The organism is Micromonospora sp. U21 (assembly GCF_018070045.1).
Classification (GTDB): Bacteria; Actinomycetota; Actinomycetes; order Mycobacteriales; family Micromonosporaceae; genus Micromonospora.
Genome location: NZ_JAGPYK010000017.1, coordinates 146,576 through 157,806 on the forward strand (window position 1 = coordinate 146,576; position 11,231 = coordinate 157,806).

At 73.4% G+C, this 11,231-nt stretch carries 11 protein-coding genes; 1 reads left to right on the forward strand and 10 read right to left on the reverse strand.

From position 1 onward, the window contains the following. Position 1 precedes the first annotated feature (1 nt). From KBX63_RS22120 to ligD, 8 genes are all read right to left on the reverse strand, one after another. A complete protein-coding gene (locus tag KBX63_RS22120; RefSeq protein WP_210913561.1) occupies positions 2-2,710 on the reverse strand; it encodes an FtsX-like permease family protein in 2,709 nt (902 codons plus the stop codon). Beyond that, positions 2,707-5,892: an ABC transporter permease gene (locus KBX63_RS22125; protein WP_210913563.1), complete on the reverse strand. Its 3,186-nt coding sequence runs from the start codon at positions 5,890-5,892 to the stop codon at positions 2,707-2,709. Before KBX63_RS22125 ends, KBX63_RS22120 begins: the two co-directional genes overlap by 4 nt. 226 nt (positions 5,893-6,118) lie before the next feature. Beyond that, positions 6,119-6,283: a hypothetical protein gene (locus KBX63_RS22130; RefSeq protein ID WP_210913565.1), complete on the reverse strand. Its 165-nt coding sequence runs from the start codon at positions 6,281-6,283 to the stop codon at positions 6,119-6,121. Then, complete coding sequence (locus tag KBX63_RS22135) at positions 6,280-6,495, reverse strand: helix-turn-helix transcriptional regulator (RefSeq protein ID WP_007457017.1); 216 nt, start codon at positions 6,493-6,495, stop codon at positions 6,280-6,282. The genes KBX63_RS22130 and KBX63_RS22135 overlap by 4 nt, the downstream gene beginning before the upstream one ends. Continuing rightward, positions 6,495-6,953 carry a DUF2975 domain-containing protein gene (locus tag KBX63_RS22140; RefSeq protein ID WP_307871794.1) on the reverse strand — a complete coding sequence of 153 codons (459 nt, stop codon included), beginning with the start codon at positions 6,951-6,953 and terminating at the stop codon, positions 6,495-6,497. The genes KBX63_RS22135 and KBX63_RS22140 overlap by 1 nt, the downstream gene beginning before the upstream one ends. Positions 6,954-7,115: 162 nt before the next feature. Beyond that, the gene (locus KBX63_RS22145) at positions 7,116-8,204 is read right to left on the reverse strand and encodes a hypothetical protein (protein WP_210913570.1); all 1,089 of its coding nucleotides are present in this window, start codon (positions 8,202-8,204) and stop codon (positions 7,116-7,118) included. Then, entirely contained in the window at positions 8,201-8,767 is a 567-nt protein-coding gene (locus tag KBX63_RS22150; RefSeq protein WP_210913572.1) for an RNA polymerase sigma factor, read from the reverse strand. The genes KBX63_RS22145 and KBX63_RS22150 overlap by 4 nt, the downstream gene beginning before the upstream one ends. Before the next feature lie 87 nt (positions 8,768-8,854). Next, complete coding sequence (gene ligD / locus KBX63_RS22155) at positions 8,855-9,892, reverse strand: non-homologous end-joining DNA ligase (RefSeq protein ID WP_210913574.1); 1,038 nt, start codon at positions 9,890-9,892, stop codon at positions 8,855-8,857. Positions 9,893-9,939: 47 nt separating this feature from the next. On the opposite strand from ligD, the gene msrB reads away from it, so the two are divergent. Next, positions 9,940-10,344, forward strand: coding sequence for a peptide-methionine (R)-S-oxide reductase MsrB (gene msrB, locus KBX63_RS22160; RefSeq protein ID WP_210913576.1), 405 nt, complete (start codon positions 9,940-9,942; stop codon positions 10,342-10,344). 37 nt (positions 10,345-10,381) lie between these two features. On the opposite strand, the gene KBX63_RS22165 is transcribed toward msrB, so the two are convergent. Beyond that, entirely contained in the window at positions 10,382-10,969 is a 588-nt protein-coding gene (locus KBX63_RS22165; RefSeq protein ID WP_210913577.1) for a DUF305 domain-containing protein, read from the reverse strand. 63 nt (positions 10,970-11,032) lie between these two features. Further along, on the reverse strand, positions 11,033-11,231 hold a 199-nt coding region (locus KBX63_RS22170; RefSeq protein ID WP_374102254.1), incomplete at its 5' end, for a carbohydrate-binding protein.

An 11,231-nucleotide genomic window follows, 5' to 3' on the forward strand; every position in this document is an offset into this window, starting at 1 on the left:
CTCAGCTCTCCTCTCCGAGCCGGAGCACCTCTCCGAGGCGCAACCGGCGGTTGTTCAGGGCCTCGACGGCGACCGCGAAGCCGAGGGCGACCGCCCCGAGCGCGAGCACCGCGGCGACCAGGCTGGGCTCGAAGGCCACCCGCACCGGCACGCCACTGGTGAACGCGGACAGGCCGAGCACCGGGTTGAGCAGCAGGGGCAGCAACGCACCGACCAGCGCGCCGGTCAGCACCGACACCGCGACCAGCGGGGTCAATTCGACCAGCAGCAGCCCTCGCCACTGCCGGCGGGACAGGCCGAGGGTACGCAGCCGGGACAGCACCTGGCCCCGGGCCCGCGCGCCGGCCAGCACGGTGAACGCGATGGCCAGCAGCCCGAGCACCGTGCCGCCGACGGCGCCAGCCACGAACCCGAAGGCCAGTACGCCGTTCGCGCCGCCGTTACCGAGATCCCGGCGGACGCCCACCCGGGTGTCGACGGTGACCCCGATCGACCGATCCCGACCGGTGACCGCCCCACCGCGCTGGTAGCGCTCCTGCCCCTCGTTGCCCGCCTGGCGTAGCGCCTCCGCGTTGAGACCGTCTCCGGCGACCAGCAGGGTGGTCGGCACGGGCGTGGTGTTTCGCGCGGGCAGCGCCTGCCAGGGCAGGATCACGAACCGGCCGGTGCTCGCCGGCAGCAGCGGGAAACTCTCCGCCGTGCCGGCCATCTGGAACTCGTACTGCTGGTTCTGAACGGTGATGAAGGCCGAGTCGTCCAGCCCGGCCCGGGTCAGGTCCGCAGCGACCTCGGGCGAGACGATGGCGGGCAGCGCCCCGGGCTCGGCCCGCGCGGTGCGCAGCGCGGACGGTATCGGCAGCTCCACCTCGGACTCCCGGCTCACCGCCGCCAGACCCGGGCCGTCGACCAGCAGCACCGTTATCCGCCCGACCTCCGCGTTGGTGCCGAGCGCGTCGGTGGTCAGCCGCTGATCCGGCTCGCTCAGCACCGGGGTCACGGCCCGGACGCCGGGCAGGCGGCTCAGCGCGTCGGAGGTGTCCGGGGCGAAGCGCTCGCCCCGGATCAGCGCGTCGGCCGGGACCGTCCGCTCGGCGGCCCGGTCCCGGCTCGCGTCGACACCGGCGGCGACGACCCCGCAAAACGCCGCAGTGCCGATGGCCAGTACCACGACGACCAGCGGGGTGGCGACGGCGGACCGTCCGGCCCGCGCGGTGCCGAGGAAAGTCACGCTGCCCCGGGTCCGCGCGGCCAGCCGGCTGACCAACTGCAACGGCCAGGGGTACGCGCGGAGCGCGAGCACCGCCGCGGCGACCGCGAGCAGCACCGGCACCGACACCAGCAGCGGGTCCACCTCGCCGAGAGTCAGGCCCCGCCGACGCAACAGCACGGTCGCGAGCCCGGCCAGCAGCAGCAGGGAGACCTCGACGGTGAGCCTGCGGGCCGACGGACGCACCCCGACCAGGTCACGACGGGCCGCCCCGCCGGCCGGCACCGCCAGTGTCGCCAGCGGCAGCGCCAGGGTGACCAGGACGGTCGCCGCGGCGGCGTACGGCGCGGTCGGGTCGGGAGCGCCGGGAAACAGGGTGCCCAGCCACCAGCCCAACGCGGCGGCTATCGGCACCACCAGCAGTGACTCGGCGAGGCTGCGCCGGGCGCCGGCGGTGGCCGCGCCACCACGGGCACGCAGCAGCACGAATTCCGAGCGGCGCCGCCGGGTGGCGAGGGTGGCCGCCAGCACGATCAGCCCGGCCAGGGTGGCCAGCACGCCGGCGGCGATCACCGCGAGCAGGGTACGGGCGGCATTGACCTGGGCGGCGAACGCGCGCAACGGGACATCGACACCCTGGGTCAACGTGAGGTCCGGTGGCCGGTTGCGCTGCATCACCTCCAGACCGGCGATCATCTGGTTCAGGTGACGCGCGTCGATGGTGTCGACGCCGAGTCGGTACCGCCATTCGGACCGGATCGGCCACCCCTCCGCGGCCCGCTTGTTGAGGGCCGACTGAGCGACCACACCCACGATGATGAACGGGTCGCCGTCGTTGCGCGGTTCGGTGATACGCAGCATCGGCGGCAGACCGTCCCAGATGCCGTTCGCGCGGTCGGCGGGACGGAACAGCCCGGACACCACGACCGGGGCGGCGTCGAAGAGTGTGCCCTTCACATCGACGTTGCCAATGCGCAGTTGGCTGCCGGCGCGCAGGTTGAGCTTGCCGGCCACGTCGACATCGAGCGCGACCTCGGTCGGCCGTTCGGGGACGTACGTCTCGCTCGGCCACGTGCCCTCGACGAGGTTGCCGGCGGCCTGAATGTCGGGCGCGGCCCGTAGGCCCAGGTCGACAAGCAGGTTGCGGGCCGCGAGGTCCGGCCCGACCACTCGGGCCGGCGGGGTCTCCACGTTGTACCACCGCTCGGTCACCGCCGAGCGCACCTGCGGCGGCATTGTCGCGGCCAGGGCCTCGAACTGCTGGCTGGCGTTGCCCATCGCCGTTGCCTTGGCGGAGGCGGTCACCTCGCCGGTGGTGTACGAGAGGTCCCGGCGGGCGGCCGGCTCGCTGTTCAGCTGCGCCCGCAGCCCCTGTTCGGCGAGCCGGTTGACCAGCCGGGGCACCCCGCTGATCAGGAGCGTGACCACCAGGGTCAGCACCGCCAGGAGCAGGAACTGCCCGCCGTACGCCCGGACCCGCCGGACGGCCGGGCCGACGCTCATCGTTCTCCCCCGATTCGCAGCTGCACCGCCGCCACCCGCTGTCGGATGCCGGTGGCGATGAACGCGCTGAAGGCGAGCGCCGCCAGCAGCAGACCGACCGCGGTCAGGCCGATCGGCACCCAGGGCAGCGCGAACGTCGCCGGGGGAACCGGCCGGCCGGCGGCCGGGGTGAGGATGACCAGTGGGGCCATGGTGGCCCCGACCGCGGCGCCGAGCAGCAGCCCGACCCCCACGCCGATGCCGGCGAGGAAGGTCTGTTCGGCCAGCAGTGCCCGGGCCAGCAGCCGAGGCGTGGCGCCGAGGGTGTGCAGCACCGCGAACTCGCTCAGCCGGTGCCGTGCGGTGGCCCACACGTCCACCATGAGGCCGACCAGGGCGAGGAGCACCGCACCGAGCGCGGCGACGAGCATCCCGGTACGCGAGCCGCGCCAGTACGGGTCGTCCGCGGCCGACTTGATCACCGCTTCCCGGTTGAGCACGGTGACGCCCGGCAGCTCGCTGGCCGCTCGGGCGGCGGCCTTCGCGTCGTCGGCGCCGACCCACCACTCCGGTACGGGTCGCACCGCGCCGCTGCCTCGAATCAGCGCGTCGACCGCTGTGGGCAGGTCCAGCAGCACACCCTCCCCGGTGGTGGTCGGCACGGCGGTCAGCTCACCGACCAGGTGGACCGGGAGCGTCGCCCCGGAGAGCGCCAGGTCGACGGTGTCGCCGACGTGCAGGCTCAGGGCGTCGCGTACCCCGGGGGTCATCAGCACCGGCACGGGCGTGCCCTCGCCGCCCGGCACGATGGTGAACCGGGTGGGCGGCTGGTACGCGAACTGCCCGCCCGGAATCACCTCCACCGCGTGGGCGGCGGCGAACCCGGCGGCGGTGGTCAGCACCGGCGAGGGTTTCTCGCCGGGGGCGGTCATCACCCAGTCGCCCGTCAGCCCGGCGGGCCGGGTCGTGCCGTCGGCACCAACCACCGTCAACCCGTCCACCCGGAGCTCATAGGAGCTGCCAGCCGCCAGCCCGCCGTCGGCTTCGAACCCGACCAGTCGCAGCCGCGCCCCGCCCACGTCGGGCAGTTGCACGGTGAACGGGGTGGCCCGGCCGTCACTGTCGGCGTTGGCCGCCGGCAGCCGCAGGGCGAGCCCGTTGGAGCTGGTGACCAGCAGCGTCACCGCGACCCGGAGCGGCCGGACGGCCCTGCTCACCGGGGTACGGACCGTGCCGGTGATCGCGCGGGCGTCGGCGGGCAGTTCGACGCCCACCGGGACCCCCCTCGCCCCGATCATCCTCCGGTACTGCTCCGACACCGGTTCGTCGCTCAGGCGGTCGGCGAGTCGGACGACGCCGGGCGCGCTGGCCGGGTCGACGCCGATCACGGTCACCGGCAGGTCCTCCCGGCCGACCCGCACCTCGTCCCGCCACGCCGGCAGCACCCGGTCCACGCCCGGCAGCGCGGCGAGTTGACCGGCCCGGGTTGGCGGGGCCGACCCGGCCCGTTCGGTCACCCGCAGGTCGGCGCCGACCGTGTGGCCGGCCTGCTCGACCTGGGACCGCTCCCCCGTGCTGATCAGGGACCAGGCCAGGGTGCTGCCACCGACGGCGAGGGCGAGCAGCAGCACCGGGCCGGCGTGTGGACGCCGACCGGCCTGCCACATGCCGAACATCGTGGCCGTCCAGGGCCGTCGGTCGACGAACCGCTCGGCGAACCGCGTCAGCGGCGGGAGCACCCGCAACGCCAGCACGGCGCCGGCCAGCACGCCGAGCGTGGGGGCGGCGATCAGCAGCGGATCGAGCCCGAGCCGGCCGCCCGAACCGGCCAGCGGGGAGGCGTACCGGCGCAGCTGCACCCAGGCGAGCACGGCGAGCGCCACCAGCACCAGGTCGACGCTGGCCCGCTGGACGCTCGCCGCCCGGTTCGGCCGTGACCGGGCGGCCATGTCTGCCACGTACGTGCCGGCGCTGCGCAGCGTCGGAAGAACCATGGCGACCAGGCAGCCGGCCGCGGTGGCCGCGGCTGCCGCCCAGACCAGGGTGGTGTTGCCGCCGGCGGTGGAGAGATCACCCGACCCGCCGGGCCGGATGTACCGCAGCGCCTCACCGGCGATGAGCGGGCCGAGCACGGCGGCCGGCGCGACCACCAGGGTCGCCTCGCGGGCGGCCAGGCCGGCCAACTGCCGCCGGGCGGCGCCGCGGGCACGCAGCAGCGCGGTCTGCGGGCGGCGGTCCTCATGCAGCAGGGCGGCGACCAGCACCAGCGCGTACCCGGCGAGCACCAGGATGAGCAACAGCGGGGTGGCCAGCGAGGAGCGACCCACCAGATCGGCGCGGGCGATGCGGTCCAGCAACCGCTCCATCTTGGTCATCGCCTGCCCGGAGCTGCCCAGTTGAGCGGCCTCGGGCACCGCCGCGGTGGCCTCGGTGAGGGCTTTCCGCACGGTCGGCAGGTCGGCGGTGTCGACGCCGCCGAGGTCCGGTTCGGCCAGCCAGGACGCCGACACCGAGCCCGGGAAGGTGGCCGCGAAGTCAGCCGGGTCGAGCGCGAACGGCCCGTACGAGGTGCTGGAGCCGGCGCTGCCCGTCCCCACCCCGGGGGCCAGCAGCCAGTACGCGTCCGCGGGGTCGCGGGGCCGCCAGGTGCCGGCGACCACCAGTTCGCTGCGCCGTTCGGCCGACCGGTCGCGCACCGGGACGCGTTCGCCGACACTCAGGCCCAGCTGGCCGGCGACCCGCTCGGGGAGGCTCACCTGGATCGGGTTCGCCCCGGGTCGGGGCCACGTCCCGCTGGTCAGCTCCGCGTGCCCGGCCAGGTCGTCGAAGGTGGCCAGATTCGCGAAGATGGGCTCGTCGTCGGTGCGGGGCACTGATCCGAGATCGCCGGTCAGCTCCCGGCCGGTGCCGTACCGGGCCGCGCCGACGGTGACCGGGACGCCGGCGAGCCCGCCGGCGAACCCGGCCCGGACCGCCTCGTCCCGGGTGGCGAACTCGGCGGCGTCGCGCCCACCGGAGCCGCTGACCAGCAGGCCGCGCTCCTCCGCCGGCGAGGCTTCCACCAGGGCTCGCTGCCCGGCGTCCATCGCGCGGCGGTTGTAGTCGGACAGGCCGGTGACCAACGCGACGGCGACCAGGGCGGCGATCACCGCGGCAACCAGCAGACCGCGCGCCTCGCGGGCCCGCCTCCACACCAACTTCATCCGACGCCTCCCCTGGCCCGAGCGGGCCGACGACCTTCAAGACAGGTCACCCACCGGGAAAGGTTCGCGCCCGTTACTTGATCGTTATTACGGGGAGGGTCAGGCCGGGCACGCCCCGTCGGCGTGGTACGCGCGGCCGGCCCGGACGGCGATGATCAACTCTGATTCATGGGAACCGGGGCGTCCCTCGACCGGGACACCCCGACTTCCGTCAAATGGGGTCGATCTACCTGCCTCGCCGGATCACTGACACGCCGTACGCGACGGCGCCGACGACGATCACGACGCCCAGGAGCTGGAGGCCCGGGGAGTCATCGGCCTCCCCGAGCACGACGCCGGCGACACCGAGCGCGACGGCGAGGATGGCGACGACCACCAGGACGTACTTCATGGGGTTTCCTCCTCGACCCACTCGAGCAGATCACCGGGCTGGCAGTCGAGCACCCGGCACATGGCCTCCAGGGTGCTGAAGCGGACGGCTTTGGCCCGGCCGTTCTTCAGTACGGCCACGTTCGCCGGGGTGAGGCCGACCCGCTCGGCGAACTCACCGACGCTCATCTTGCGTTTCGCCAGCTCGACGTCGATGCGGACGATGATCGGCATCAGATCACCGCTTCCATGTCGGTGCGCAGTGCGGTGGCCTGCCGCAGCAGTGCGCGCATCACCACCATCAGCAGCCCCAGCACGGTGACGCCCGTCGTCATCAGGAACAGCAGGAGCGGCAGGCCCGGGTCGTCGGCGTTGAATCCGACGTACAGGAAGACGCCCACGAGCACCAGCCACGCTGCGGCGATGGCCCACACGATCGCATCCACCCACTTCAGGGCCGTCGCGGTGAAGATGCGGTCGTTCTCGACCAGGCTGAGCAGCTTCCAGGTGGCCACGATCACCACCTGGACACACAGCACCCAGAACACCGTCACGGCAGTCGCCGGCCACCTCAGATACGCGAAGTCCGGCGACTCCTTCGCCATGTGGGCGAACTGCCCGGGCAGCGAGAAGGTCTGGAACATGACCAGGACCCCGAACAGCACCACGAGAAAGACCCTGAGCGGAAACACCGCTCGATGCTCTGTAACCATGCATCGATCTTCGCGCGTTACCTATCGAAAGTCAATAGGTACAGTGGTGCCCGGCGGCCACTCACCATCGCGCCGAACCGGGCGCCGAGGATCCGCTGATCCTCGGCGCCCGGTCCGGAACTGCTCGGCTGCCCAGGACGGCTACTCGCAGCCCAGGGCGTCCCGGTACCCGGCGGGCGACTTCCCGGCGGCCACCTCGTCGGCGGTCTCCCAGAACACCTCCGGCCAGTCGCCCTCGTCGTTCATCTGGTGCAGCACCTTCCACGTGTGGCTGCTGCGCAACGCGTCGGCGGCCCGCTTGAGGGCGGCGTCGTCGCCGGCCCGCTTCGCGCGCAGCCACTCGGCTATCCACCCACAGCCGACGCGGCTGGTCACCTTGGCACCGAACTGGTAGGCGTCGTTGGTGCCCAGGGCGCCCAGCGCCGCGGCGTCGAAGCCCGGCGGGAGCGGCACGTCCGCGAGGACCTTGGCCGCCTGCTCGTTCGCCCGCCCGGGCGTGACGATCTCCGCCGGAAGCGCGGCCAGCCAGGTACGGGCGTCGACGCGGACCACGTCGGCGAGAAGCCGATCGAACTCGCTCCGCGTCCACGTGCCTCCGGTACGCAGTTCGACGAAGGAACCGTCGCGGGGCTTCAGCATGACCGCGAAGTCGCTCGCGCTGTACCGGAACAGGTCGCCAGGCCAGCCGTCGACCGTCACCTGCTCCGGCTTGCTGACGTGGAGCCGGTCCTTGTGGTAGCCGTCGTACTGGCCGGCCGGGTACCAGTTCATTTCCAGCTGGAGCCCGCTGTTGCTGAACGCGATGGTGCCTTCCTTTTCGGCGAACCCGTAGACGGTGGTCGCCTTCCAGCCAGGCTGGTCGATCAACAGCCGCGGACTCTCCTCGGCCGCCTTGAGCACCATCGCCGAGTAGGCCGCCGTTGCCGTCGCTCCCGAGGTGGGGCTGGTTTCCGGGGAAGCCTCGCCGCGTCCCGGCGGGTCCGACTTCACGATTGAGACGCCGAAGACAACGGCGAGAACGGCGGCCGCGACGCTGGCGCTGGCGAGACCGCTCAGCACGGTGCGGCGCCTGCGGGAGCGTGTGCCCGGTGGTTCGGCGACGGGTTCGAGGGTCGGCGCGGACATGATCTCCTCCAGGAGGTTCTGTGCGGCCCCGTCGAGGTGCGTGATGACGTCGGGTCGGTACGGGTCGGCGTCTCGAACCATCCGGTCGAGGTGCTCGTCGGTCATCTGCCCTCCTCTGGGGCCCGTGCGGCCATGACGTCGAGTACATGTCCGGGTGGCCCGAGATCGTCACCGACGAGATCACGAAACCGGGCCCGGGCCCGCGACAGGCGGGTACGGACCGCGGCCGGGCTGACGTGCAGGACTGCGGCGACCTCACGCGGCTCCAGGCCCTCCCAGAAGGTCAGCATCAACACCTCGCGGTCCGACTCGCCGAGCCGGGCGAGCGCGGCCCGGACCGTGAGCCGTTCGGGCACCTCGCTGCCCGGATCGGCGGCGACCCCGGCCCGGAGGCGTTGCCTCAACCGTTCGCCCAGCCGTCCCCGGCGCATGCCGCCACGGTGGTGGTTGGCCAGCACCCGCCGGGCCACGCCGTGCAGCCAGAGCCGCACCTCGGCCTCGGGTGGCATCTCCCGGCTGCGCCGCCAGGCGACGAGGAAGGTCTCGGCGACCACGTCGGCCGCGTCTTCGGGTTGCTCGACGCGCCGCAGTGCGTACGCCAGCAGCGGCTCGAAGTTCGCCGCGTAGAGGCGTCGGAAGAGGTCCTCGTGCTCGGTCCCGGAGCTCACGTCTACTTCATGTCCGGTCGAGCGCCGGTCGTGACGGGCCCGATCCGGAAATCGCGACGAGCGTCGAACCGGCGTCGACCACCAGCGTCAGGCGCGGTCGTCACCGGGGGTGCGCTTGGCGCGGCTGGGCTGGACCCGCTTGGGCTCGCCGGGCATCTTCGGGTGGTCCGGCGGGTACGGCAGGTCACCCTGGCCGGCGGCGGCGTCCCGCTCGGCCCACTCCAGCAGCGGGGTGATGTCCCACGGGGCGTCGTCGATGCCGGCGTGCGGGTCGCCCCGTTCCGTCAGCCGGGTCGGGACGGTGCGCAGGTCGAAGTCGTCCGGGTCGACGTCGGGCAGCTCGTCCCAGGTGACCGGGGTGGAGACGGTGGCCCGCGCGTTGGCCCGCAGCGAGTACGCGCAGGCGATCGTCCGGTCCCGGGCCATCTGGTTGTAGTCGACGAAGACCCGGCTGCCCCGCTCCTCCTTCCACCAGGCGGTCGTGACCAGCTCGGGGCAGCGGCGCTCCACCTCCCGGGCGAGCGCGATGGTGGCCCGGCGCACCTCGGTGAACGTCCAGCGTGGGGCGATGCGCAGGTAGACGTGCACGCCCCGGCCGCCGGAGGTCTTCGGCCAGCCGGTGGCGCCCAGCTCGTCGAGCACCGCGCGAACCTCCCCGGCGGCCCGCGCCGCGTCGGCGAAGTCGGTGCCGGGCTGAGGATCCAGGTCGATGCGCAGCTCGTCGGGGCGGTCCACGTCGGCGGCGCGCACCGGCCACGGGTGGAACACGATCGTGCCCATCTGTGCCGCCCAGGCCACGTGGGCGAGGTCGGCCGGGCAGAGCTCCGCCGCGCTCCGGCCGCTCGGGAAGGTGATCTCCGCGGTCGTCACCCAGGGCGGGACGCCCCGGGTCGGCACCCGCTTCTGGAAGAACATCTCGCCTTCGACGCCCTCGGGGAAGCGTTGCAGCGTGGTGGGCCGGTCCCGCAGGGCGCGCATGATCCCGTCGCCGACCGCGAGGTAGTAGTGGAAGACGTCCGCCTTGGTGAAGCCCCGCTGCGGGAAGATCACCCGATCGGGACTGCTCAACCGTACGGTGTGCCCGGCCACCTCGACTTCGGCGACCGCTGCCTTGGTGCCACCCATCCCGCGACCTTATGCCACGCCCCCGACGTTCGACGTACCGTTGGGGCGTGAGTCTTGACGACAACGAACTGCCCCGCACCGACGACGAGTGGCGGGTCCGGCTGACCCCCGAGGAGTTCCACGTACTCCGGGAGGCCGGCACCGAACGCCCGTGGACCGGCGAGTACGTGGACACCAAGACGTCCGGTGTCTACCACTGTCGCGCCTGCGGGCTGGAGCTCTTCTCCAGCGACACGAAGTTCGACTCGCACTGCGGGTGGCCGAGCTTCGACGACGCCATCCCGGGCCGGGTCAAGGAGATCGAGGACCGCAGCCTGGGCATGCCCCGTACGGAGATCCGCTGCGCCCGGTGCGACAGCCACCTCGGGCACGTCTTCCACGGCGAGGGCTTCACCCCGAAGGACACCCGGCACTGCGTCAACTCGGTCTCCATCCGGCTGGAACCTCGCTGAGCTGAGCGGCCACCGCGTGGCGGACGGCGTACCCCGCTCACCGCCGCGCGGTCGGCGGCCCGGTCAGCAGCTCGACCTCGGCGGTCCGGGACCGCTCGATCCGCAGGGCCAGGTCACGGACCTGCTCGCTGCGGCCGACGTCGACCTGGGCCCGGGCCAGGTCCGCCGCCGCCCGCTGGTGGTCGGCGAGCACCTCGCGCAGCACCTCGTCGACGTCGGCGTCCGACGCGGCCCGTAGCCGGTCGAGCGCGGCGTCGTCCCCGTGCCCGGCGTGGTGGTGCCCGCCCGCGCTGGCACCCGGCCCTGCCGTGGGCAACCAGCCGCGCATGGCGGCCAGCTCATCCGCCTCGGTCGCCTCGATGGCGGCGGCCAGGGTGCGCAGCGAGCCGTCGCGCGCCCGGTCCCGGGCAAGCCGGACGATCTCCAGGGTGCGTTCGCTGTGCCCCACCATCGTGCTCAGGAAGACCACGTCGATGCCGCTCAGCGCGTCCCCCGCCGCCGCCGACCCGACCGGGGACGCGGGAGCGGGTTCGGGCACGGCCGACGGGGTCGACGCGGGCGGTCCGGCGCAGGCGGCGAGCAGCAGCACGGCGAGCAGGGGCGCCAGCAGGGTTCGACGGGGCATGCCGGGTGCTCCGATCACGCGAAGACGGCGACACGGGTGCGACCAGGGGCCGCACCCGTGCGGTCAGACCTGACTCCAGAGCGCCGGCACGTTCGGCGGCTCCCACCCGGGGATCGCGGTGTGTGCCTGCCGGCAGCGGTACGTCGACCCGCCGTAGGTGACCTGGTCGCCGACCTGGTACGCCCGGCCGGCCGCCCAGGTGCCGCCCGGCGCGGGCGGAGTGGTCGGCGTGGCCGTCGGGGTGGGGCGTGGCGTGGGGGTG

Coding starts and splice junctions, on each gene's coding strand:
- KBX63_RS22135 (WP_007457017.1), bottom strand. CDS start 6,495: ATGCCGATCATCGTCCGCATCGACGTCGAGCTGGCGAAACGCAAGATG.
- KBX63_RS22165 (WP_210913577.1), bottom strand. CDS start 10,969: ATGCCCCGTCGAACCCTGCTGGCGCCCCTGCTCGCCGTGCTGCTGCTC.
- KBX63_RS22145 (WP_210913570.1), bottom strand. CDS start 8,204: ATGACCGACGAGCACCTCGACCGGATGGTTCGAGACGCCGACCCGTAC.
- KBX63_RS22125 (WP_210913563.1), bottom strand. CDS start 5,892: ATGAAGTTGGTGTGGAGGCGGGCCCGCGAGGCGCGCGGTCTGCTGGTT.
- ligD (WP_210913574.1), bottom strand. CDS start 9,892: ATGGGTGGCACCAAGGCAGCGGTCGCCGAAGTCGAGGTGGCCGGGCAC.
- KBX63_RS22130 (WP_210913565.1), bottom strand. CDS start 6,283: ATGAAGTACGTCCTGGTGGTCGTCGCCATCCTCGCCGTCGCGCTCGGT.
- KBX63_RS22120 (WP_210913561.1), bottom strand. CDS start 2,710: ATGAGCGTCGGCCCGGCCGTCCGGCGGGTCCGGGCGTACGGCGGGCAG.